The sequence below is a fragment of the Streptomyces cinnamoneus genome, assembly GCF_002939475.1.
Taxonomy (GTDB): domain Bacteria; phylum Actinomycetota; class Actinomycetes; order Streptomycetales; family Streptomycetaceae; genus Streptomyces; species Streptomyces cinnamoneus_A.
This window is the reverse complement of sequence record NZ_PKFQ01000001.1, coordinates 3,664,384-3,685,689: the sequence shown is the minus strand read 5'-3', so window position 1 is coordinate 3,685,689 and position 21,306 is coordinate 3,664,384. Positions and strand designations below refer to the sequence as shown.

The 21,306-nt window shown below is 73.5% G+C and carries 23 protein-coding genes and 1 tRNA gene; 18 read left to right on the top strand and 6 right to left on the bottom strand.

From position 1 onward, the window contains the following. Positions 1–4: 4 nt before the first annotated feature. Complete coding sequence (locus CYQ11_RS16085) at positions 5–1,996, bottom strand: M6 family metalloprotease domain-containing protein (protein ID WP_240003448.1); 1,992 nt, start codon at positions 1,994–1,996, stop codon at positions 5–7. A 456-nt stretch (positions 1,997–2,452) separates the two neighbouring features. On the opposite strand from CYQ11_RS16085, the gene CYQ11_RS16080 reads away from it, so the two are divergent. The 4 genes from CYQ11_RS16080 to CYQ11_RS16065 all read left to right on the top strand — a co-directional run bounded on the left by CYQ11_RS16080 (position 2,453) and on the right by CYQ11_RS16065 (position 5,501). Beyond that, positions 2,453–2,950: a hypothetical protein gene (locus CYQ11_RS16080; protein WP_099199855.1), complete on the top strand. Its 498-nt coding sequence runs from the start codon at positions 2,453–2,455 to the stop codon at positions 2,948–2,950. 584 nt (positions 2,951–3,534) lie between these two features. Continuing rightward, a complete protein-coding gene (locus tag CYQ11_RS16075) occupies positions 3,535–4,551 on the top strand; it encodes an AraC family transcriptional regulator (RefSeq protein WP_099197762.1) in 1,017 nt (338 codons plus the stop codon). Between the two features lie 68 nt (positions 4,552–4,619). Continuing rightward, positions 4,620–5,219: an HhH-GPD-type base excision DNA repair protein gene (locus CYQ11_RS16070; protein ID WP_181143672.1), complete on the top strand. Its 600-nt coding sequence runs from the start codon at positions 4,620–4,622 to the stop codon at positions 5,217–5,219. Between the two features lie 75 nt (positions 5,220–5,294). Beyond that, positions 5,295–5,501 (top strand): DUF5988 family protein, encoded by a 207-nt coding sequence (locus CYQ11_RS16065; protein ID WP_099197763.1) that lies wholly within the window; start codon positions 5,295–5,297, stop codon positions 5,499–5,501. 19 nt (positions 5,502–5,520) lie between these two features. Here CYQ11_RS16065 and CYQ11_RS30300 read toward each other — a convergent pair whose 3' ends face one another. After that, positions 5,521–5,652, bottom strand: a complete 132-nt coding sequence (locus tag CYQ11_RS30300; protein WP_240003158.1) for a DUF853 domain-containing protein — start codon at positions 5,650–5,652, stop codon at positions 5,521–5,523. Positions 5,653–6,058: 406 nt separating this feature from the next. On the opposite strand from CYQ11_RS30300, the gene CYQ11_RS16060 reads away from it, so the two are divergent. Together CYQ11_RS16060 and CYQ11_RS16055 are read left to right on the top strand one after the other, a co-directional pair. After that, positions 6,059–6,355 (top strand): type II toxin-antitoxin system VapB family antitoxin, encoded by a 297-nt coding sequence (locus CYQ11_RS16060; protein ID WP_004929488.1) that lies wholly within the window; start codon positions 6,059–6,061, stop codon positions 6,353–6,355. Between the two features lie 168 nt (positions 6,356–6,523). Beyond that, positions 6,524–7,246 (top strand): LytR C-terminal domain-containing protein, encoded by a 723-nt coding sequence (locus tag CYQ11_RS16055; RefSeq protein WP_099199856.1) that lies wholly within the window; start codon positions 6,524–6,526, stop codon positions 7,244–7,246. Positions 7,247–7,369: 123 nt separating this feature from the next. Here CYQ11_RS16055 and upp read toward each other — a convergent pair whose 3' ends face one another. Then, the gene (gene upp / locus CYQ11_RS16050; protein ID WP_099199857.1) at positions 7,370–8,005 is read right to left on the bottom strand and encodes a uracil phosphoribosyltransferase; all 636 of its coding nucleotides are present in this window, start codon (positions 8,003–8,005) and stop codon (positions 7,370–7,372) included. A gap of 293 nt (positions 8,006–8,298) precedes the next feature. On the opposite strand from upp, the gene CYQ11_RS16045 reads away from it, so the two are divergent. The 5 genes from CYQ11_RS16045 (at position 8,299) to CYQ11_RS29545 (ending at position 13,145) form a co-directional block, all read left to right on the top strand. Further along, positions 8,299–8,541, top strand: coding sequence for a hypothetical protein (locus CYQ11_RS16045; RefSeq protein WP_099200212.1), 243 nt, complete (start codon positions 8,299–8,301; stop codon positions 8,539–8,541). A gap of 225 nt (positions 8,542–8,766) precedes the next feature. Continuing rightward, positions 8,767–9,285: a tRNA adenosine deaminase-associated protein gene (locus tag CYQ11_RS16040; RefSeq protein WP_099199858.1), complete on the top strand. Its 519-nt coding sequence runs from the start codon at positions 8,767–8,769 to the stop codon at positions 9,283–9,285. 43 nt (positions 9,286–9,328) lie between these two features. Next, on the top strand, positions 9,329–9,817 hold the full coding sequence (gene tadA / locus CYQ11_RS16035) for a tRNA adenosine(34) deaminase TadA (protein WP_099199859.1): 489 nt from the start codon (positions 9,329–9,331) through the stop codon (positions 9,815–9,817). Between the two features lie 69 nt (positions 9,818–9,886). After that, positions 9,887–9,973 (top strand) — tRNA-Ser (locus CYQ11_RS16030). A gap of 232 nt (positions 9,974–10,205) precedes the next feature. Further along, a complete protein-coding gene (locus tag CYQ11_RS29545) occupies positions 10,206–13,145 on the top strand; it encodes an AfsR/SARP family transcriptional regulator (RefSeq protein ID WP_181143671.1) in 2,940 nt (979 codons plus the stop codon). 35 nt (positions 13,146–13,180) lie between these two features. On the opposite strand, the gene CYQ11_RS16020 is transcribed toward CYQ11_RS29545, so the two are convergent. After that, positions 13,181–13,555 (bottom strand): STAS domain-containing protein, encoded by a 375-nt coding sequence (locus tag CYQ11_RS16020; RefSeq protein ID WP_146104691.1) that lies wholly within the window; start codon positions 13,553–13,555, stop codon positions 13,181–13,183. Positions 13,556–14,078: 523 nt separating this feature from the next. Here CYQ11_RS16020 and CYQ11_RS29540 point away from each other — a divergent pair. From CYQ11_RS29540 to CYQ11_RS16000, 5 genes are all read left to right on the top strand, one after another. Continuing rightward, the gene (locus CYQ11_RS29540) at positions 14,079–14,243 is read left to right on the top strand and encodes a hypothetical protein (RefSeq protein ID WP_181143670.1); all 165 of its coding nucleotides are present in this window, start codon (positions 14,079–14,081) and stop codon (positions 14,241–14,243) included. Positions 14,244–14,304: 61 nt separating this feature from the next. Then, positions 14,305–14,598 (top strand): Dabb family protein, encoded by a 294-nt coding sequence (locus CYQ11_RS16015; RefSeq protein WP_099199862.1) that lies wholly within the window; start codon positions 14,305–14,307, stop codon positions 14,596–14,598. A gap of 213 nt (positions 14,599–14,811) precedes the next feature. Continuing rightward, positions 14,812–15,768, top strand: a complete 957-nt coding sequence (locus tag CYQ11_RS16010) for an RNA polymerase sigma factor SigF (protein ID WP_099200214.1) — start codon at positions 14,812–14,814, stop codon at positions 15,766–15,768. Positions 15,769–15,970: 202 nt separating this feature from the next. Then, positions 15,971–16,804: an RNA polymerase sigma factor SigF gene (locus CYQ11_RS16005; protein ID WP_099199863.1), complete on the top strand. Its 834-nt coding sequence runs from the start codon at positions 15,971–15,973 to the stop codon at positions 16,802–16,804. 69 nt (positions 16,805–16,873) lie between these two features. Then, entirely contained in the window at positions 16,874–17,659 is a 786-nt protein-coding gene (locus tag CYQ11_RS16000) for a hypothetical protein (protein ID WP_099199864.1), read from the top strand. 54 nt (positions 17,660–17,713) lie between these two features. Here CYQ11_RS16000 and CYQ11_RS15995 read toward each other — a convergent pair whose 3' ends face one another. After that, the gene (locus tag CYQ11_RS15995) at positions 17,714–17,938 is read right to left on the bottom strand and encodes a hypothetical protein (protein WP_099199865.1); all 225 of its coding nucleotides are present in this window, start codon (positions 17,936–17,938) and stop codon (positions 17,714–17,716) included. 189 nt (positions 17,939–18,127) lie between these two features. Between CYQ11_RS15995 and CYQ11_RS15990 the strand changes: the two genes are divergently transcribed. Together CYQ11_RS15990 and CYQ11_RS15985 are read left to right on the top strand one after the other, a co-directional pair. Beyond that, positions 18,128–18,601 carry a MarR family winged helix-turn-helix transcriptional regulator gene (locus tag CYQ11_RS15990; RefSeq protein WP_099199866.1) on the top strand — a complete coding sequence of 158 codons (474 nt, stop codon included), beginning with the start codon at positions 18,128–18,130 and terminating at the stop codon, positions 18,599–18,601. Between the two features lie 86 nt (positions 18,602–18,687). After that, the gene (locus CYQ11_RS15985) at positions 18,688–20,265 is read left to right on the top strand and encodes an MDR family MFS transporter (RefSeq protein WP_466362188.1); all 1,578 of its coding nucleotides are present in this window, start codon (positions 18,688–18,690) and stop codon (positions 20,263–20,265) included. Between the two features lie 176 nt (positions 20,266–20,441). On the opposite strand, the gene CYQ11_RS15980 is transcribed toward CYQ11_RS15985, so the two are convergent. Next, positions 20,442–21,221 (bottom strand): TetR/AcrR family transcriptional regulator, encoded by a 780-nt coding sequence (locus tag CYQ11_RS15980; RefSeq protein WP_099199868.1) that lies wholly within the window; start codon positions 21,219–21,221, stop codon positions 20,442–20,444. Positions 21,222–21,306: the final 85 nt, after the last annotated feature.

The window sequence follows — 21,306 nt, the reverse complement described above, 5'->3', positions numbered from 1 at the left end:
AGCGTCAGCTCCCCGACCTCCGCACCGTGCAGTTCCCCCGCACCGTCTTGCCCGGGTCGCTTTCCGAGCGGGCCGTCAGGGTGATCGTGCCGGTGCGGTCGGCGTTCGCCTTCGCCGTGACCGCGACGTCGACGGGGACCGTGGTGCCGGCGGGCGTGGACGTCAGGTGGGTGGGCAGCCAGGCCGACCAGCCGCGGCCCGTGGTCGTGGCCGTCAGGCGGTAGACGTCCGAGGACAGGTACGGGTCGGTGCCCGGGGTGGTCCCGCCCGTGTTGGTGAGGGGGAAGGTGCACAGCGCCCGACCACCGGCGGGCTTGCCCTTCGCCTTGGCCCTGCCCAGGGCCAGGCCGCGGGGTTGCGGGCCCGGGCCGTCCAGGGAGCGGACGCCGACCGAGTAGGAGAGCACCCCGGTGGCGTCCCGGCGCACGTCGAGGACGTAGAAGTGGAGCCTGTTGGCCTCGTCGACGTATTCGTACGAGCTGCCGGAGTCGGCGCCCGCGTGGAAGAGGGCGTCGCTCAGCTGCCGGTAGTCCCCCATGGTGATCTTCTGCGGGGTGCCGTCCGGGCGCGTGAAGTCCACCAGGCCTATGTCCTCGGGGTGGGCGTCGACCACCCAGGCGAACGGGGCGCGGTCCGCGTTCTTGGTCTTGGCGAGCAGCACTCCGCTGTCGGGTGTGAAGGAGTCCATGCCCATGCGGTCCACGACCTCGACCGTGTAGTTGTCGTAGCCGCCTCCGTCGCACAGCGGGTCGGTGGTGCGGTCGCAGGCCGGGGACAGGTCGCGTTTCATGGTGACGTTGACGCCGGCCAGGCCCTTCTCGCCGGGCGGGGCCGAGCGCGCGGTGACGCGGGCGACGACGAGGCCGGAGTTCTTGAGGGCGTCGCGGTCGAGGCGCAGGACGTTCTTCTCGTCGACGATACCGAGTTTGATCTTGTCCCGCAGGACGTGCTGGGCACCCATCGAACCGCCGGCCGTGGCGGGGATCTGCCAGCGGGTGTGGGGGCCGCCCGGTCCGTTGAAGGAGCCCCGGGAGAGCATGCCCCAGATGCCGGTGTAGGAGCGGCTGAGCGGCGTGCCGTAGGGGTTGTTGTAGTTGTCGCCTATGCCCAGGATGTGGCTGAGTTCATGGGCGAACGTGGCCATGCCGGAGCTCTCGGTCTGGGTGGACGAGCCGTTCGCCGCGTTGGGCCAGATGCGGGCGGCCGCCTGCCAGGACGTCCACGGCACATAGCGGGTGGCAGCCGTGGTGCCGCCGCCGGGGACCGGGGACGGCGGGCCCCAGGCGGCCGGTACGTCGCGCGGGGACGCGAACTTCATCGGGCCGAACTCCTGCCAGGCGGACGACTCGTCCACCCCGGCGGTCAGGTAGAAGACGAAGTCGAACTCCCCGGCCCGCCCGGCCCCCACGTCGGCCACCCACGCGCTCTTGCCGTCGGTCCGGATGTCCTTGCCGCACGTGTCGCCCTGGGGGCAGGCGCCGGGGTTCATGCCGGGCTCGATGCCGTACTGGTAGGACTTCCCTGGCATGCGGTAGACGCCGAAGGCCGTGAGGTCCACGCCCATGCGGCCGCCGGAGTCCTCCATCCAGTACTCGTTGATGGTGTGGCCGTGGTTGAGGGTGCCGGGCTTGTTGAGGAAGTCCTCGTAGAACCTGGGCAGCCGCGCGCGGGGAACGCCGGAGGCGCTGGGCAGCGGATTGCCGAAGATGGTCGACCCGGGCGGCTTGCTGACCGAGAACTCCTCGTCGGGGTAGTCCAGGAGCACCAGGGCGCCCTTGAACGTGCGCCGCGTGGGCTTCACGTCGGGGTTGGCCCAGTCGGTGCCGGGGACCGGGCGGTACTCGGCCCACGTCATGTCGTCGGGGTTGCGCCAGCGCTGCGGGTCGACGGGCTGGACGAGGCGCGGCCTGGGCCGGGAGGCGTCGTCCGTCGCCCGTGCGGGTCCCGCGGCGAGCGCCGCGCCCAGGAGGCCGAGCAGGAGCGTGACGACGCCCAACGGGCGTAAGCGGCTTGGCCGTCGGGGCCGGTGGGGGCGTCTTGCGCGGGGGTACATGTCTCACCTCTCGCCTGAGTCGTACGGACTCGCTGTCGATGAGGGCATGACAACGCTTGGGGTGGTCGGGTCCACCGCGGTCAAGGTAGGGCGGGGAGGGGTGTGGCGCCAGAGTGCCCGCGTGACATTCCTGAGGCGGCGGCGCACCCGCCGTCGAGGGCCCGGTCCTCGCCGCCCCGCTTCCGTGCGCCCCCGGCGCCCGGCAGTATTCGCTTGTGACGTGGCAGGCCGGGCTCGTAGGTTCGTAGGCTCCCGCATCGGTGGTCGCGGGGCCCCCGCACGGGCCGACGGCTCCTGGGACCACCCCGACGCCCGGAGCAGACACGTGGAACACAGCGCCCCCGTCCCCTTCGCCACCTCCCGGTTACGCCCTTCCGCCGCGCCGAGCGAGGTGGGCGCATGCTGCTGAGCGACGCCGACGGGCTCTTCGCCGCCCTGGCCGCCATGGACCTGCCGAAGGGGGACTACGTGGTGTGCGGCTCGGCCGCGCTCTACGTACGGGGGTTGCGGCCGCGCATGGGCGACCTGGACGTCCTCGCGCGCGGGGCCGCCTGGGAGCGGGCGCTCACGCTCGGCGAGCCCGAGGCCACGGTCTCCGGGTACGGCCGGCGCGTCGTGCATCCCACCGCCGACATCGAGATCATGGACCGCTGGACACCGGGCTGGTCCGTCGACCGCCTGATCGACGACGCGGACGTCATCGACGGCGTCCCCTTCATGCGCCTCGGGGACGTGCTGCGCTGGAAGATCGCCGCGAGCCGCCCCAAGGACCTGCCCGACATCGCCGCCATCCGCCGGCTCTACGGCGTCTGGGCCGGCAGGAACGAGCCGCCGCTCTTCACCGCGCCCGCCCCCGAAGCCGCACCGCCCGAGCACCACGACCACCAGCTCACCTGACCCGCCCCGGGCCACGGCCTCGGCGGCCACACCCGGGACCGCACCGGCCGGACGCGGCAGCGTCGGCGAGCACGACGCCCGCGAGCCCCCCCCCGCCGTCACCCGCCGTGCCGAGGCCGGCGGCAGGGCTCCGAAGCGCTCGACCGTGGAACCACCGGGCGGTCTTCAGGGCGTGGAGCGCGTCGAGTGCGGCGATGTGTTCGGTGAAGTACCGGTCCGGCCCTGGACATTCGGCACCGCCGGTAATTGATCATTTTCGTCGGCGGTCGCCGGCGGGGCATTCGCAGTGATTCCCCGTCTTCGCCGCACGGGGAATTCGGCCCGTTATTCGGCCGCCCGGCCATGCGGCCGACCGCGGCCCGCCCGGCGCGTCAGGGGAGTGCGGGCTGGACCCCCGTACCTGCCCGCACTCCCCTGTCCCCCTTGGCTCCCCCTCGGGCAGGACGAAAAGCTATTCGGCCGTTCACACACGGCCCTCGGCTAATCCCTGACCTCCACTGTGGTGCCTATGAGGCGTGAGAGAAAGGACACAGCGCGCCACCCACCGGACAAGACGCGCCACGATTCGGGCGATCATTGTCGGCATGAATGAGTCGTGCCCCGAGAACGACCGGCACGAGTCCGTCGCCGTGGCGAAGTTCCTCCTCGCGTCGGCGGCGGCCACGGGAGCCGACCCGCACGGCATCGTCCGTGAGGCGAGCCTGTCGAGCGATGCGCTGACCGAGGCGGACGCCCGGGTCCCCTCACCGGCCATGTTCGCCTTGTGGGAACTGACGGACCGGGTCATGGAGGTCAAGGACACCGCGCTGACCATGGCGGGCCAGTACCGGCTCGGGGCCCTCGACCTCCTGGACTACCTCGCCACGAGCGCCCCCACGCTGGGCGAGGCCATGCGGTTGACCCTCCGCTACCTGCCGTTCATCAGCACGAACTGCCGGCTGGAACTGGTCGAGGAGAACGACCGGGAGACGACCTACGCCTTCAGCCACTTCCAGGACGGCGGGCCGGCCACCGACCTGTCCGAGCGCTTCTCGCTCGCCGTGCTGTGCATCCGCGCCAACGAGGCGACCCGCCAGCTCGTCCGGCCCGTCCACGTGGGCTTCGCCCAGGAGGCGCCGCGGCGGCACGCCGATCTGGCCGAGTTGTTCTCCGCCCGGCAGCGGCTGGACTTCGGTCAGGCCACCGGCAGCTTCACCTTCCGCACCTCCGACCTGCGGCTGCCCATCGCCACCGCCGACCCCGCCCTGCACGCCATCCTGCGCCGCTACGCCGACACCCTGCCGCTGCCCACCCCGGAGACCTGGGAGTCGCGGTTCCGGCGGCTGCTGACGGAGAGTCTGGCCGACGGCACCGTGGGGCTCGACGCGATGGCCCGCCGCCTCGCCGTCAGCCCGCGCACCCTCCAGCGCCGCCTCGCCGACGCGGGCACCACCTGGCGCGCGGAGCTGGACGCGGCCCGCCGGACGCGGGCCGAGAAGGCGGCGCGGCAGGGCGGCACGCCCGTGTCCGTCCTCGCCGACCGGCTCGGCTACTCCGACGCCCGCTCGCTGCGCCGCGCCCGCCGCCGCTGGGAGGACGTGCCCGCGACGCCGCAGGCGTGAGCGCGGCCGGCGGCGCGCCGGAAGCGGGAGCGCGTGCGGCGCGGGCCGCCCGGAGGGAGGATCGGCGTATGGCTCACCTGGACCACCCCCTCCGGCTCGCCCAGCAGCCCGAAGCCGACGAGCTGCTCTCGCGCAGCCCGCTGGCCGCCCTGACGGGGATGCTGCTGGACCAGCAGATCCCCATGGAGTGGGCCTTCACCGGCCCGCACACCGTCGCCGCCCGCCTCGGCCGCGACGACCTCGACGCGCAGGAGATCGCGGCGTACGACCCCGAGGCGTTCGCCGCGCTGTTCTCCGAGAAGCCGGCCGTGCACCGGTATCCCGGGTCGATGGCGAAGCGGGTCCAGCAGCTGTGCCAGTACCTCGTCGAGCACTACGGCGGTGACGCGAGCGCCGTGTGGCGTGACGCGCCCACCGGCGGGGAGCTGCTCCGGCGGCTCGTGGAACTGCCCGGCTTCGGCAGGCAGAAGGCCCAGATCTTCCTCGCGCTGCTGGGCAAGCAGTTAGGGGTGCGGCCCGAGGGCTGGCGGGAGGCGGCGGGCCCGTACGGCGAGGAGGGGTCGTTCCGCTCGGTGGCCGACATCACCGGACCCGGCTCCCTGGAGAAGGTCCGTGCGTACAAGCAGGAGATGAAACGAGCAGCCAAGAAGGCAGCGGGGAAAGGCTGACGCGCCGCCCGGGCATCACGCCGCCACGCGGCGCGTCGCCGCGCGACCGCTGGCGGCGGCCGGAAGACTGGGCCCATGACCAGAGCTGCCAAGGCCTTTCTCGAAGGTGGTCCGGACGAGCTTCCCGAGCGGATCGTCCCGATCCTGCCCCCCGGCGTCGAGTTGAAGGTGCCGTACCGCGGCGGGTACGAGCACTTCAAGTCCACTCCGCGCCACCAGGAGACCGAGGAGGGCAGGCTGCCCGTCTACGAGTGGTGGGAGCGGACGGAGATCGCCGAGTAGCGCGCCCGGCGGCGGGCCCTCAGCGCCTGCGGCGCGTCGCGCCGAAGAGCGAGCGGCAGATCTCCCGGCCGATCCGGGTGCCGCCCGAGCGGGCCAGGGCCGTGAACGTGCCGCTGGACCACCTGGCCGACGGGCGAGGGCTCCGCCTCACGCGGCTCCCGTCGCGGCTCCTCCCGTCGCGCCGCCGTCCCGGCCGGCGGCTCGGGGGCCGGCCGGGGTGGGGCCGTCGTGGTGAGCTCCTCGTACGCCGACCGCATCCACAGCCTGTGCGTAACGTCCGTACGGCTCCGGCGCCCGCACCGCTCCGGCCGGCGCCGGGAGCGTCCGGACGGCAGACGCCGTCCCGGAGCAGGGCGCCGAGGCCGAGGGCGGGCCCGTGAACGCGTCACCCCGCCGCGCTGCCGGCGGCGGGGACCGGAAGGGCGGGGCCGGGGCGGGGGAAAGAAGTTCCGTCGCTCATAGGTCCCATCCATCACTCCCGGTATGCGGCTGATTGTCACCTTCGCACTCCCGCGCCATGGCTGCGCTCGGAGCCGCTCGCCCGGTAGGCTTTCCGTGTGATCTTCAAGCGCATCGGAAATGGGCGGCCGTACCCCGACCACGGCCGGGAAAGCACCCGCCAGTGGGCGGACGTCGCCCCGCGCCCGGTACGTCTTGACCAGTTGGTGACCACCAAGCAGCAGCTCGACCTGGAGACCCTGCTCGCCGAGGACTCGACGTTCTACGGCGACCTGTTCGCCCACGTCGTGAAGTGGCGGGGCGACCTCTATCTGGAGGACGGTCTGCACCGCGCGGTGCGCGCCGCGTTGCAGCAGCGCCAGGTGCTTCACGCGCGCGTGCTCGAACTCGACTGACCGGCCCCGGCCCGGGCGCACGGGGTTGCCCCGAAGGCGCGGGCGGAGCCCTTCACGCCCCCATCCGAACGCCTGTCGTGGACGGCAATTGGCCCTTTTGGGTTGGCGTGTGCGCAACCCGTTGATCATCTAGTAGGCAGCGGCTGTGCCCAGCACTACGCTGCGCCCATGAGCATGCTCACCCCTCCCGGCATGGGTGGTAAGTACCGCATCACGGGCCATCGCTTCCCGCACATGCGCCGCCCTCGGAACCGCCGCAGGATCGTGCTCGCCTCGGTGGCCACGGCCGCCGTGCTCGGGCTGGCCGGATGGGGGACGCTCCAGCTCGTCGACGTCTTCTCCGGCGGTGGCGGCGGGACCGAGGCAGCGGCGCCCGCGAAGAAGAGCACCGACTGCAAGAACGGCGGGGCGCAGGCGGCCGGGCGCAAGGCGCCCAAGGAGCTGCCGAAGCCCGGTGACATCACCGTCAACGTCTACAACGCCACCCCCCGCGGCGGCCTCGCCAAGATCACGGCGGACGAGCTGGAACGGCGCGGATTCAAGATCGGCAAGGTGGGCAACGCCCAGTCCGACTACGACAAGAAGGTCACCGGCACGGGCGTGCTGCTCGGTTCGCGGGAGGCGCTCGACGGGGCGCTGAAGGTGCTGGGCACGCAGCTGACCGGCACGGAGGCCAAGAGCGACCAGCGCGAGGGGCAGGACGTCGACCTCGTCCTCGGCGACGGGTACAAGACGCTGACGCCCAAGGAGGACGCGGACCGGCTGCTGACGGCGCTGGAGGACCAGTCGCACCAGTCGCCGTCCGCCTCCGCCCCGGCGCCCTCGTCGGGAGCCCCGAAGGACTCGCCGGGCCAGGGCCGGGCGGACGGGGCGAAGGGGAGCAGGTGCTGAGCACCGGGTGCGCCGAGCGGGAACGGGGAAGGGGACGGGCCGCCACGGCCGTCCCCTCCGGTTCCCGCGCTCGTCGGGCTTAGGGGGTGTCCGATGGGCCCGTGCTGACCCATCGGACACCCCCTAGCCCGCGCTCCCGTACATGCGGTCGCCGGCGTCGCCGAGGCCCGGCACGATGTAGCCGTGCTCGTTGAGGCGCTCGTCGACGGAGGCCGTGACGACGGTGACCGGGGCGCCCTTGAGCTCGCGCTCCATGACCTCGACGCCCTCGGGGGCGGCCAGCAGGCAGATCGCGGTGACATCGTCGGCGCCGCGGCTGATCAGCTCGTTGATCGCCGCGACGAGGGTGCCGCCGGTGGCGAGCATCGGGTCCAGGACGTACACCTGGCGGCCCGAGAGATCCTCGGGCATGCGGGTGGCGTAGGTCTCGGCCTTCAGGGTCTCCTCGTTGCGGATCATCCCCAGGAAGCCGACCTCGGCCGTGGGCAGCAGCCGGACCATGCCGTCGAGCATGCCCAGGCCGGCGCGGAGGATCGGCACCACCAGCGGACGCGGGTGGGAGAGCCGGACGCCCGTGGTCGCGGTGACCGGGGACTCGATGCTGACCTGCTCGGTGCGCACGTCGCGCGTGGCCTCGTAGGCGAGCAGGGTCACCAGCTCGTCGGCGAGGCGCCGGAAGGTGGGGGTGTCGGTGCGCTTGTCGCGCAGAGTGGTGAGTTTGTGCGCCACCAGCGGGTGGTCGACGACGTGGATCCGCATACGTCGACATTAACCGAGCTTCAAGGCCCGGGCGCCCGCCCGTACGTCGGCGGGGGGCTCACCGGTACCTCTTCGGCGTCCCGAGGAGGGTCTGTCGCCGCCCTGGCATCAAACCACCACTTAGGGGGAAAGTGGGCACGTACGCCCGGCCTGTCGCCGGGCGAGGACCTCGGCACGAGGTGGTGCTGCCCATGGCTGGCCATGACAGGCGGGGGACGGGACCGGCGGCCCGCACGCCCCGCACGACCACGAAGTCCCAGGAGAAGCGGCAGGAGCAGCTCCCGGAGAGGCTCCTGAAGAAGGCCCGGGCGCCGCGCGAGCCCGAAGGCCCGGCCGCCCGGGGGAAACCCGCGAGGCCGGAGCGGATGGAGAAACCGGAGGACGGCTCGGAGAGCTCCGAGGACCGCAGACGGCGACGCGCCCAGTTCCTCCGCGAGCTGAACGAGGCGAAGGAGCTGCGGGACAGGGTGCAGCCGCGCCGGGCCCGGGCGGCCCGGATGCGCCAGCAGATGCGGATGCGAACCTTCCGCTGGTAGGCCGGACGGGCCGCGCCCCGGGGGCGGGGACGGCCCCCCGCCGCGCCGCCCCCGCCGCGCCCGTACGGGCCCCGCACGGGCCTCGCGTGAGGGACATCTCTTCGGACTGCTGCACGACGCAGCGCGGAAGACCTCTCGCAACGCCCATGTTTCTGCCACGATTCCGAGTGGGCGGGGTGGTCCCCGTCCGACCCGGCACCGCCTATGACCAGTGGGAGAGTCACGGTGTACTTCGCCGCATTGCTCGCGCGCACCGACGACGGGTGGGAAGCGAGCGACACAGAACTCGACAACGTCGAAACCCTGGCCGATCTCGTCGACCTCGCCCGGGAGAACTCGGTGGACGACGACACGGTCCTGGCCCTCATCGAGCAGGAGGACAGCTGGTTCGCCATCGTCCGGGTGGACGGCGAGGACGATCCCCGCGTCTACGTCTCGGACGCCGTCGCCGCGAACCGCAGCTCGTACGGCGCGATGCTCGTCGACGAGCTGATCGGCCGCGAGGAGGACGCCGACGACGAGCTGGACAGCCTGGACCTCGACGGCACGGAGGACGGCGAGCCGGAGGAGGACGAGGGCGACGGCGACGCCGCCGAGCGCGCGCCCTCCGGACCGCTGGGCGACGGGGAGCTGCTGTCGGACCTCGGGGTGAGCGGGAAGGAGCTCCGGGCCCTCGACGGGGACGCGCTCGGCACGATCACCGACGCGCTCGGCTGCCGCGAGGTGCTGGAGGCCGTCCGCTGACACCCGTGCCGCCCGCTCCGCGGGGCTCGCCCACACTGGTGCCATGAACGGAGCCGTCCACACCCAGCCCCACGACCCCGTACGGGATCCGTGGCGGCCCGCCATGCGGGCCGCCCTGGAGGAGGCCGAACGGGCCCCCGGCACCGGCGACGTGCCGGTGGGAGCCGTCGTGCTGGCTCCGGACGGCTCCGTGATCGGGCGCGGCCGCAACGAGCGCGAGGCCACCGGCGACCCCACCGGCCACGCGGAGGTGCTCGCCATCCGCGAGGCCGCACGGGCCGTCGACGAGTGGCGCCTCACGGGCTGCACGCTGGTCGTCACCCTGGAGCCGTGCACGATGTGCGCGGGCGCGATCGTCCTCTCCCGCCTGGACCGGGTCGTCTACGGCGCCGCCGACGAGAAGGCGGGCGCGGCCGGGTCCCTCTGGGACGTCGTGCGCGACCGCCGCCTCAACCACCGCCCCGAGGTGATCGAGGGCGTCCTCGCGGACGAGTGCGCCGGGCTCCTCACGCGCTTCTTCCGCGCCCGTTGAGCATCGTCACACCCATTCCGCCCGGAACCGATTTCGGAACACGGCCCACCGTCCGCTAAGCTTCCTCTCGGTAGCGTGTCCGAGCGGCCGAAGGAGCACGCCTCGAAAGCGTGTGAGGGGGCAACTCCTCCGTGGGTTCAAATCCCACCGCTACCGCTTCAGGGAAACCGCCTCGATCCGCCTCGCGGACCGGGGCGGTTTTCGTTTGCCCGGCGCCCCCGGTGCGGCCCCCGCGGGGGCCCCGGCGCGCGCCCGCCACCGACGGCCGTCCCCCGCTCCCCCGCCTCCGGTGGACAAGTACCCGCCCATATCGTGCAATTCGAGTGAACCGCCCGCATCGCGCCCGCACCCCCCTCAGACCGTCCGGCCCGCAGCGAGGAGCACCCCCGTGCCCGGTGACGAGGTAGACCAGCGTCTGCGGTTCCACGTGCTCGGGCCCGTGCGGGGCGAGCGGGACGGCAGACCCCTGGCGCTGGGCCCGCCGCAGCAGCGGGCAGCCCTGGCGGTGCTGCTGCTGCGACGCGGCCGGCCCGTCACCGCGCACGATCTCGTCGACGCGCTGTGGGGCGCCGCCCCGCCCGCCCACGCGACGGCCACCCTGCGGTCCTACGTCTCCCGGCTGCGCGCCGTGCTCGAACCGGACGCCGACCGTCGGGCCTCCGTGCTGACGGACACAGCCGACGGGTACGCCCTGCGGACGCCGGCCGCCGCTCTGGACGCCACCGTGTTCGAGGAGCACCTGGCGGCCGCCGCCTCGGCCCGGAGCGCCGGCGACGTCGCGGGGGCGTACGAGCGGCTGGGCGCCGGCCTCGCCCTGTGGGGCGGCACCCCGCTCGCCGCCCTGCCCGGCCCGTACGCCGAGCGCGAGCGGGAGCGGCTCACCGAACTGGGCGTCACCGCGCGCGAGGACCTCTTCGAGTGCGCCCTGGCCCTGGGCCGGACCGCCGACGCCGTGGCCGGACTGCGGTCCCTGGCCGCCCTCCACCCGTTGCGCGAACGCGCCCACGCCGTCCTCATGCTCGCCCTGCGGAGCGCGGGGCGGCCGGCCGAGGCGCTCGCCGTGTTCGCCGCGGTCCGGCAGCGGCTCGCCGAGGAGACCGGCGCCGTGCCCGGCCCGGAGCTCACCCGGGCGCACGAGCAGGTCCTGGCCGGCGGCCCGGGCGGGCCGCCCGTGCCACCGGCGACCGCCGTGGGCCCGTCGCCGGCCGGGCCGGACCTGCTGCCGGCGCAGACCCTCCGCTTCACCGGCCGGGAGGCGCTCGCCGCCCGGGTGGGCGAGGCCCTGACGGCGGGCGGCGGCACGCCGGTCGTCGTGCTGACGGGAGCCGCCGGAGCGGGCAAGACCGCCCTGGCCGTGCACGCGGCCCGCGCCGTGCGGGCCGCGTTCCCCGGCGGGCTGTTCTTCCTGGGCCTGCGGGGCACCGACGCGGAGCCCCTCGGCACCGGCGCCGCCCTCGCCCTGCTGCTGCGCGCGCTGGGCGTCACCGACGGCGCGCTGCCGGAGGGGGACGGGCGCCGGGCGGCCCGCTGCCGCGCGCTCCTCGCCGACCGGCGGGCCCTGCTGGTCCTGGACGACGCGCGCGACGCGGAACAGGTCCTGCCCCTGCTGCCGGGCGCACCGGGCTGCGCCGTCCTCGTCACCGGCCGGGAGGGCGTGGGCGGCCTGCCGGGGGCGCGGGAGGTCGAGGTGCCGGCGCTGGAGGAGGCGGAGGCGCTCCGGCTGCTGACGGCGGTCGCGGGTGACGCCGGGGCCGGTGCGGGCGAGAAGGCGGCGCGCGCCGTCGTCGCCGCGTGCGGGCGGCTGCCGCTGGCCGTGCGCGTCGCCGCGACGCAGCCCGGCGCCCGCACCTCCTGGACGCTCGACGACCTGGCGGGCCGGCTCCGTGCCGAGCGGGACCACCTGACGGAGCTGCACGCCGGGGGCGCCCCCGCCGAGGCCGCGTTCCGCGTGGCCTACGACGCCCTCGCCGCGGCGCCGGCCCGGGCGCTGCGCCTGCTGGCCCTGCCGGACGTGTCCGCGCTGGACGAGGAGTCGACGGCCGCCCTCCTCGGCGGCCCCGATACCGCCCCCGGGCCCGCGGCCCTGCTCGGTGAGCTCGCCGGCGCGGGACTCCTCCAGCCGCTCGGCCGGGGCCGGTACGGCCGTCACGACCTGCTGCGGGACTTCGGCCGGCGGCAGAGCGAGCGCACCGACAGCCCGCCCGTCCGGGACGCGGCCCTGCTGCGACTGCTCGACCACCAGCTCGCCACGGCCGTCACCGCGCTGCGCCGCGTCCGCCCCGACAGCGCCGTACCGCGTCATCTGCACCACCGTCTGACCACCACCGGGCGCCCCCTCCCCGACACCGACGCGGCCCGCGCCTGGCTGCACGGGGCCCATCCCGACGTGGTGGCGACGCTCCGTCAGGTGCTCCGCCTGGACACGCCGGACTGCGTACGCCCCGCCGTCGACCTGCTCGTCGTCTGGGCCCGCCTGACCGACGGCACGGCCCTGCGCGGGGAGCTCGACGGGCCGGCCGGGCGGGCGCTGGACAGGGCGCGCCAGCACGGCGAGGAGGCGAGCGCCGCCCGCGCCCTGTGGCTGCTGGGCGCGCCCCGGCTGGGCCCCGACACCTACGAGCGTGCCGAGCGCGACCTGCGCGCGGCCCTGCGCCTGGCCGAGGCCGCCGGCGACGAACCGGCCGCCACCCTCGCCGGCCGTGAACTGGGCATCGTGCTGGAGGCCCTGGGACGGGCCGGGGACGCCCTGCCCCTGCTCGTGGCGGCCGAGGAGCGCCTGCGCGCCGAAGGCGCCGTCACCGACGCCCTGGAGGCCCGGGCGGACACGGCCGTCGCCCTCGCCGCCCTCGGCCGCCACGACCAGGCGCTGACCGCCGCGGGCGAGGCCACCGAGGGGGCCCGCCGGGCGGGCCACGGCCCGGCGCTGGCGCACGTGCTCCACCAGGCGGGCCGCGTCTTCCTGCGGGCCGGCCGGTCGGCGACCGCCGTGGAACGGCTGCGCGAGGCGCTGTCCCTGGAGCCCGCCCCGCGCCGGGAGGCCCTGCTCCTGGCCCGGCTGGCGCACTGCCGCCTGGAGCAGCTGCGGCACCGCGACGCGCTCACCGCGGCCGACCGCGCCCTGGCGATCGAGGGCGGGCTGGGCGACGACCACTGCCGGGGCGTGGCGCTGGCGGCACGGGGCCGGGCGCTGCTGGGCCTCGGCGAGCCCCGGGTGGCCCTGGGCTGCCTGCGCGAGGCGCGGGACGTGCTGGACCGGCGCGGGGCGGTGGAGGCGGGGGAGGTGACGCGGCTCCTGGCGGAGGAGTTCCCGGCGGACCGGGGCGCCTGACCGCCGCCGGCCCCGGGCCCGGCAGGAGCGGCCCCTCAGGCCGGCACGCTCCCGACCGCCGACGGCGGGAACGCGTCCAGCCAGGTGAACGCCGGCTCCACGCCGGCGATGCGGATCACCTTCGAGATCATCGGCCCGCCCCGCACCACCCTCAGCCGCGCCCCGCACCGCAGCGCGCGCCTGCGCGCCCGGAGCAGCAGCCGCACCCCGCTGGCGTCCAGGAACGTCACGCCCCTCAGATCGACGACGAGATCACCCCGGCGCCGTCCCGCCACGTCCTCCAGCCGGGGCCCGAGGACCTGCTCCGCCAAAATGTCGATCTCACCCAGCAGTTCGACGACGACCGCCCCCTCCACCACGCGCCGCCGCATGGTGAAGGCCAGCTCGTACACGCCCATGGGGAATCCCACCGCCCTCCCTCATCGGGCACACCTGTGCCTTTCTGGTGCCCCGGCCGAAGGTCCGTCTCACCTCCGTCGCCCACCCGTGACCCGGCGGTTCCGCACACGCGGAAGGCCCCGGCTCCGAACCCGTGCGCGCATCGGTCCGAAGCCGGGGCCTCCGGCGGGCGCAGGACGGGGGAGGCGGCGCCGGTGGCCGGGCCGCCTCCCCCGACGAGGACGCGGGCTCCAAGTACGGACCGCGGTCGGGGGGATGCGCGCGGTCCGGACCCCGCAGAGAGGTCCACGTCCGAAGGCCCGGCGCATTCCTGCCAGATCCGCCGGGCCCCCACCATCCTCCGCTCCGGCGCCGGGCGCGCGGTGCGGCGAAGGGCCCCGCCCGTAGGGCCTTAGGGCCTTAAAAGCGGTGTGAGGGGTGTGAGTACCTCCACACCGCCCTCGCGCTGCCACGCCGACGCGAACCAGCCATCCGTACGTATGCACGGATAGACTCTCGCGACCGCACACGGGACGGCAGGGGAGGCAGTGCGCGATGGTCCAGACGAAAAAGGTCGTGCTGTGGGGACTCGGCATCTTCGTGGCCTACACGATCATCCACTCCCCCGCCCGGTCGGCCGAACTCGTCCAGATAGGCTTCGAGGGGATCTCGGACGCCGCCAAGAACATCGGCGAGTTCATGACCCAGCTGATCAACTGAACCGGGCCGGCGCTCCGCCGGGAGAGCCGGAGCCGAGCCTGCAAAGCGAAGAGGGCAGCCTGTGATTCGCCACCTCGTCCTGTTCAAGCTCAACGAGGGCGTCGAGCGCGACGACCCGCGCGTGGTCGCGGGCGTGCGGGCGTTCGAGGAGCTGGAGAAGGCCATCCCCGAGCTGCGCTCGTGGGAGTGCGCCTGGAACATCTCGGACCGGCCGATCGCCTACGACTACGCCATCAACTGCTCCGTCGAGGACACCGACGCGCTCCAGCGGTACCTGGACCACCCCGCCCACCAGGCGGGCGTCGGCCAGTGGCGCGAATTCGCCACCTGGGTCATCGCCGACTACCCGTTCTGACGACATCCGGCGCCCGCCGCAGCGCGGCGCCCGGGCCGCCCGACACACCGCCGCAGGCCCGCGCGGCCATGCCTTTCACCGCCCCTCACCACCTCGGTGGGGGGCGGTTTCCGTCGTCAACACGGCCAACCCGAGGTGCTTGCTACAGCGGACATGTCTTGTGATGCTATGACCGCTTTTGCCCGATGAGTTGACCAAAAAAGGGTGGTGACCGTGCCGGCCCGTACTGCGCCCGAAGCCCCCCTCCGGCGCGACAAGCCCACCGACGAGGCGGACCCGACCGAAGCGTCCGACGAGCAGCCCCGCCGGGCCGGCCACGAGGACCGGGCGACCCCCGGGGACCACGAGCGCCACGAGGGCCCCGAGGAGCCCGGCGAGCCCGCCGCACCGCCCTCCACCCGGGAGAGCCGGGGCGCCGACGCCCGGGCCCTCACCCAGGTGCTGTTCAAGAAGTTCGCCACCCTGGAGCCCGGCACGCCCGAGCACGCCCGCGTGCGCGCCGCCCTGATCGAAGCCAACCTCCCCCTCGTCCGGTACGCCGCGGCGCGCTTTCGCAGCCGCAACGAGCCGATGGAGGACGTGGTCCAGGTGGGCACCATCGGCCTCATCAACGCCATCGACCGCTTCGACCCCGACCGCGGGGTGCAGTTCCCGACCTTCGCCATGCCCACCGTGGTCGGGGAGATCAAGCGCTACTTCCGCGACAACGTCCGCACGGTCCATGTCCCGCGCCGCCTCCACGAGCTGTGGGTGCAGGTCAACGGCGCCACCGAGGACCTGACCGTGCTGCACGGCCGCTCGCCCACCACCGCCGAGATCGCCGACCGGCTGAAAATCGCCGAGGACGAGGTGCTGGCCTGCATCGAGGCGGGCCGCTCGTACCACGCCACCTCGCTGGAGGCCGCCCAGGAGGGCGACGGCCTGCCCGGCCTGCTGGACCGGCTCGGCTACGAGGACCCCGCGCTGGCCGGGGTGGAGCACCGCGACCTCGTGCGCCACCTGCTCGTCCAGCTTCCAGAGCGGGAACAGCGCATCCTTCTGCTGCGCTACTACAGCAATTTGACGCAGTCGCAGATCAGCGCGGAGCTGGGGGTGTCGCAGATGCATGTGTCCCGGCTACTCTCACGAAGCTTCGCCCGTCTGCGTTCCGCAAATCGAATCGATGCTTAACCCTTCCGGGTGACACCCGCCCCGAGGTCATGGGGAAGATAAGTCGACTTGACGCTACAGCGTGTTGCCGACATGTGACATTCTGCTGGAACTGCGTTTGCCACAGCGCAGCCTCCGGTATTCAGGTGGAGGCGCAGCCCCCCGGCCGTACCCTCGACCGGGGTGACCGCTGCGAACCCGTCCGCGACCTCAAGGGGGTGGCATGTCCGTAGACCTGGGCAGCGCGAAGGTGCTCGCCAACGACGCACCGCACACCGTGCTCGACGACTGCGAAGCCATCGACACCCGCACCCTCTCCCGCTCCCTCTTCCTGCGGCTGGCCACGCTTGAGCGGGACAGCGCCGAGCGTACGTACGTCCGCGACACCCTCATCGAGCTCAACCTCCCTCTCGTGCGCTACGCGGCGGCCAGGTTCCGCAGCCGCAACGAGCCGATGGAGGACATCGTCCAGGTCGGCACGATCGGCCTGATCAAGGCGATCGACCGGTTCGACTGCGAACGGGGCGTGGAGTTCCCGACGTTCGCGATGCCGACCGTCGTCGGTGAGATCAAACGCTTTTTCCGGGACACCAGCTGGTCCGTGCGCGTCCCGCGCCGCCTCCAGGAGCTGCGCCTGGCCCTGACCAAGGCGAGCGACGAGCTGGCCCAGAAGCTCGACCGCTCGCCGACCGTGCCCGAACTCGCCCTGTGCCTGGGCGTCTCGGAGGAGGACGTCGTCGACGGCCTGGCCGTGGGCAACGCCTACACCGCCAGCTCGCTCGACTCGCCGTCCCCCGAGGACGACGGCGGCGAGGGCTCGCTGGCCGACCGGCTGGGGTACGAGGACACGGCGCTCGAAGGCGTGGAGTACCGCGAGTCCCTCAAGCCCCTGCTGGCCAAGCTGCCGCCGCGCGAGCGGCAGATCATCATGCTGCGGTTCTTCGCCAACATGACCCAGTCGCAGATCGGCGAGGAGGTCGGCATCTCGCAGATGCACGTCTCCCGGCTGCTGACCCGCACGCTGGCGCAGCTGCGCGAGGGGCTCATCTCCGACTGACGGGACGCCCGGCGGCCGGGGGGCGCACGGACGGTGTACACCTGACGATCCGTCAGCCACACTGGGCCGATGCGACGGAAGACGCTCGTCTCCGCCTCGGCGACCGCGCTCTGCTCGCTGGGTCTGGGAGCGCTCGCGGCGTTCGCGACGGGCTGCGGCGGCAGCCACCGCGAGGGCTATGTCGCCACGGGAGCCGCCGGCCCCGGCGCGCCCCGACCGGCAGGCGAAACGGTCCGGCCGACCGGGGCCGTGGAGTACGTGCCGCTGGAGGGCCCCGGCGGGACGCCCTCCGCGACACCGCGCACCACCCCGGCCCCGCGGACCACCGCACCCACTCCCGGCACCACGGCGACGACCGGATCACCGCCGTCCGCCGCCACGAGCGGCCGCACGGACCACACCGGCGGCAGCGCCCCGTCCTCGGGCGCGCCGCGACGCGCCGCGAAGCCCGCGCGCCCCGCGCCGACACCCGGCGCCGGGAGGGGCGCACCCACGGCCCCGGGCGGCCCGGGCCCGGCGGTGCCGGGCACGCCCGCGCCCTCGGCCGGACCGGCCGAGCTCTACGTGAGCGAGCCGCGCCGGGAGCCGGACGGCCGGCGCTGGTGCGAGCGCGTCTCCCTCACGTTCGCCAACACCGGCGGGCGCCCCGTGACCGAGGCGACCGTCACCCTCGGCACCCACGTCCTCGGGATGCTCGGCACCGACTGGGCGACGGTCACCACCACCCGTCCGCTGCCGGCCCCGCTGCCGCCGCGGCAGGCCGTCGAGTACGACTGGACGGTCTGCGTCGACGCGTGGCGCGTGCCCCTGGGCATGCGGGTGGAGACGCGCGACGTCTCGGTGGAGTGGAAGTGACGTTCGCGCGCCGTGACGCCGGGCGGGCACGCCCGGTACGGGATCGCTCCCGGATCAGCCCAGCGCCAGCCAGACCGCGCCCGCGACCACCGCGAGCGCGACGATCACGCCGATGATCATGCCGGGGCGCGGTCCGGAGCTCGCGCGGGCCCGCGACGAGGCGGGGGCGGCGGGCGTCCGCCGCCCGGTCGGGCCCTCGTCGACGAAGGCTCGGAACATCTGGGTGTTGCCCGCCGGGTCGTAAGCGCCCTCGGGGCTCTGCTGATGGGGGTTGGCCATGGGCCAGGACCCTAGCGAAAGGCCGTGCCGCCTTGGGCGCGGGGCCACCGCTTTACGGCCACCCGAGGAACCCTTGAGGGTTCCTTTACCCGATTTGTAGGATTTTCGTTTGCCTTCAGCAACCAACCTTTCGTAAGGTTGCTCCAAGCAACCAAAAATCCACGACCGGATCGGGAGCCGAGGGAACCCATGGCCGCACAGGAGCAGTACGAAGAGCTGGCCCGCCAGCTCAGCGCGATCGGCGCGGTCAAGCGCGGCCTCAGCCGGGCGCTCCCCCAGGACTGCTCCCCGGCCACCGCCATCATGCTCAACCTGCTCAGGCAGCACGGCGAGATGCGCATGAGCCGGCTCGGCGAGCTGCTGGCCATCGACGCCTCGGTCACGAGCCGGCACGTCGCCTACGCCACCGAGCGCGGCTGGATCGACCGGCAGCCCGACCCCCTCGACAAGCGGTCCCGGCTGCTGAGCCTGACCCCGAGCGGCTCAAAGCTGCTGGACGAGGTCTCCGAGCGCTACACCGACGCGCTCGCCTCCTGCCTGCGGGACTGGTCCGACGACGACGTCGGCCACCTCATCGGCCTGATGCGGCGGCTCCGCGAGAGCTTCGGCGACTGCCGGCCCCGTACGCCCTCCCCCACCACCTCAACCCGTACACCCGTCTGAACCGAGAAGGGAAGTCCATGGCCAAGTCCACACCAGCAGGTGTGCGGGACGCCTCCGGAGCCTCGGCATCCACCGAAGCGGCGCCCATGTCGCACCGTCAGATCATGGAGGCGCTCTCCGGCCTGCTGCTCGGCATGTTCGTGGCGATCCTGTCGTCCACGATCGTCTCCAACGCGCTGCCCGAGATCATCCACGACCTCCACGGCAGCCAGTCCTCCTACACCTGGGTCGTCACGGCCTCGCTGCTGGCGATGACCGCGTCCACCCCCCTCTGGGGCAAGCTGTCGGACCTCTTCAGCAAGAAGCTGCTGGTCCAGATAGCCCTCGTCGTCTACGTCGCCGGCTCGATCGTCGCCGGCCTCTCCCAGAACACCAGCATGCTCATCGCGTGCCGCGTGGTCCAGGGCATAGGCGTGGGCGGTCTCTCCGCCCTGGCCCAGATCGTCATGGCCGCGATGATCTCCCCGCGTGAGCGCGGGCGCTACAGCGGTTACCTCGGCGCCACCTTCGCCGTTGCCACCGTCGGCGGCCCCCTCCTCGGCGGCGTCATCACCGACACCGACTGGCTCGGCTGGCGCTGGTGCTTCTACGTCGGCGTGCCCTTCGCGATCATCGCGCTCATCGTCCTCCAGAAGACGCTGAAGCTGCCCGTGGTGAAGCGGAACGTCAAGGTCGACTGGCTCGGCGCGTTCTTCATCACCGCCTCCGTGACCCTGCTGCTGATCTGGGTCACCCGGGCCGGCAAGGACTACGACTGGCTGTCCTGGCAGACCTACGCGATGGTCGGCGGCTCGGTCCTGCTCGCCGCGCTGTTCCTGCTGGCGGAGGCCAAGGCGGCCGAGCCGATCATCCCGCTGCGGCTGTTCCGCAACAAGACGATCGCCCTGTCCTCGCTCGCGAGCCTCTTCGTCGGCGTCGCCATGTTCGCCGGCACGGTCTTCTTCTCGCAGTACTTCCAGCTGGCGCGCGGCGAGTCGCCGACGATGTCCGGCGTGCTGACCATCCCGATGATCGGCGGCCTGTTCGTCTCGTCCACGGTCTCCGGTCAGATCATCACCAAGACCGGCCGCTGGAAGGCCTGGCTGCTCAGCGGCGGCGTGCTGCTCACCGCGGGCCTCGGCCTGCTGGGCACGATGCGGTACGACACCCCGTACTGGCACCTGGCGGTCTACATGGCGCTCACGGGCCTTGGCATCGGCATGATGATGCAGAACCTGGTCCTCGCCGCGCAGAACCAGGTCGAGCCGAAGGACCTCGGTGCCGCGAGCTCCGTCGTCACCTTCTTCCGCTCCCTCGGCGGCGCGGTCGGCGTCTCCGCGCTCGGCGCGGTGCTGGCCAACAAGGTGCCGGACTACGTCAAGGAGGGCCTGACCGCGCTCGGCCCGAAGGCCGCGGCGGCCATGGGCCACGGCGGCGCGGGCGGGGGCGGCATCCCCGACCTCGACAAGCTGCCGGCGCCGCTCCGCACCGTCATGGAGAGCGCCTACGGGCACGGCATCGGTGACGTGTTCCTGTACGCGGCACCGTGCGCGCTGATCGCGTTCATCGTGACGCTCTTCATCAAGGAGGTCGCCCTCAAGGGCAACGGTGCCCCGCGGGCCACCGCCTCCGACCCGGCCTCCGCCACCGCGGACGCCGGAGAGCCGGCCCGGCAGGCCGGCTGAACGACCCCGGCCGGCCGGGGGGCGCTACGAGCGGAGGGCGCCCCGGCCGGCCGGAGGCCCGGACCGGAACGGCATGGAAGGGTCCCGGGCCACGGCCCCGGTGACGGTGCGCGACTTCAAGGCAAGGGACGGCCTGGGCGCACCGCACCGGGGCCTCACGCATGTCCCCGCGCGGCTCAGCGGCCGCGGTCCCGCATGGCCTCGATGCCGGCGATCACGGTGTCCACGGCGACGCTGAAGTCGCGCTCGAACATGTCGGCGACGCTCATCGAGAAGCGGGACTCCGCCAGTTTCATCGCGTCGCGGTACTTCTCGGTGAAGTCCGGGCGCTCCTCGATCGTCTTCAGGGTCTGGCGGTAGTGGTCGTCCTGGCTGACGCCCGACCTGCGGCAGTTCTCGTTGTAGAGCACCTCGCTGCTGGTGAAGCCGTAGACGAACTGGAAGAGCGCGGACAGCGCGCCGGCCATCGACTCGTCCGGCAGGCCCGTGCGCCGCATCACCCCGATGACGGCGTTGGAGAACTCCATCGCGTTCGGGCCGATGTTGAGGTAGCGGCCCAGCAGCTGGGGCACCCACGGGTGCCGCAGGAGTTGCCGGCGGTACCCGGCCGCCAGGACCCGCAGCTGTTCGCGCCAGTCGGTGCTCTCGTCCGCCGCGTCGGGCAGGGCGATGCCGGCGCACACGTGGTCGAGGGCGTACTCGAGGAGGTCGTCCTTGTTGGCGACGTACCAGTAGACCGACATGGCGGTCACGCCCAGCTCGGCCGCCAGGCGGCGCATCGAGAACTTCGCCAGACCCTCGGCGTCGAGGAGCCGCACGGTGGCGGCCACGATCCGCTCCCGGTCGAGCGCACCCTCCCCGGCCTCGCCCTCGGCCGCCGCTTTCCGCTTCGGAGTGGTTCCTCCGTCGAGCCAGACGCTGACCCGGGAGCTGTCCGCGCGAACACCGCTCGCCATGGCGGGGACTTCCTTTCGCTGCTTGCTTGCCTGGAATGCTAACCACGGGACGGCCCCGGACCGCCCGCGGCGGCCGGCCCGGGGT

What these genes read in the sequence shown, in the direction of transcription:
- CYQ11_RS16080 (WP_099199855.1), top strand. Translation starts at nt 2,453, where the DNA reads ATGCTGCTGAGCGACGCCGACGGGCTCTTCGCCGCCCTGGCCGCCATG.
- CYQ11_RS16075 (WP_099197762.1), top strand. Translation starts at nt 3,535, where the DNA reads ATGAATGAGTCGTGCCCCGAGAACGACCGGCACGAGTCCGTCGCCGTG.
- CYQ11_RS16070 (WP_181143672.1), top strand. Translation starts at nt 4,620, where the DNA reads ATGGCTCACCTGGACCACCCCCTCCGGCTCGCCCAGCAGCCCGAAGCC.
- CYQ11_RS16065 (WP_099197763.1), top strand. Translation starts at nt 5,295, where the DNA reads ATGACCAGAGCTGCCAAGGCCTTTCTCGAAGGTGGTCCGGACGAGCTT.
- CYQ11_RS16055 (WP_099199856.1), top strand. Translation starts at nt 6,524, where the DNA reads ATGAGCATGCTCACCCCTCCCGGCATGGGTGGTAAGTACCGCATCACG.
- upp (WP_099199857.1), bottom strand. Translation starts at nt 8,005, where the DNA reads ATGCGGATCCACGTCGTCGACCACCCGCTGGTGGCGCACAAACTCACC.
- tadA (WP_099199859.1), top strand. Translation starts at nt 9,329, where the DNA reads ATGAACGGAGCCGTCCACACCCAGCCCCACGACCCCGTACGGGATCCG.
- CYQ11_RS29540 (WP_181143670.1), top strand. Translation starts at nt 14,079, where the DNA reads ATGGTCCAGACGAAAAAGGTCGTGCTGTGGGGACTCGGCATCTTCGTG.
- CYQ11_RS16005 (WP_099199863.1), top strand. Translation starts at nt 15,971, where the DNA reads ATGTCCGTAGACCTGGGCAGCGCGAAGGTGCTCGCCAACGACGCACCG.
- CYQ11_RS16000 (WP_099199864.1), top strand. Translation starts at nt 16,874, where the DNA reads ATGCGACGGAAGACGCTCGTCTCCGCCTCGGCGACCGCGCTCTGCTCG.
- CYQ11_RS15995 (WP_099199865.1), bottom strand. Translation starts at nt 17,938, where the DNA reads ATGGCCAACCCCCATCAGCAGAGCCCCGAGGGCGCTTACGACCCGGCG.
- CYQ11_RS15990 (WP_099199866.1), top strand. Translation starts at nt 18,128, where the DNA reads ATGGCCGCACAGGAGCAGTACGAAGAGCTGGCCCGCCAGCTCAGCGCG.
- CYQ11_RS15985 (WP_466362188.1), top strand. Translation starts at nt 18,688, where the DNA reads ATGTCGCACCGTCAGATCATGGAGGCGCTCTCCGGCCTGCTGCTCGGC.
- CYQ11_RS15980 (WP_099199868.1), bottom strand. Translation starts at nt 21,221, where the DNA reads ATGGCGAGCGGTGTTCGCGCGGACAGCTCCCGGGTCAGCGTCTGGCTC.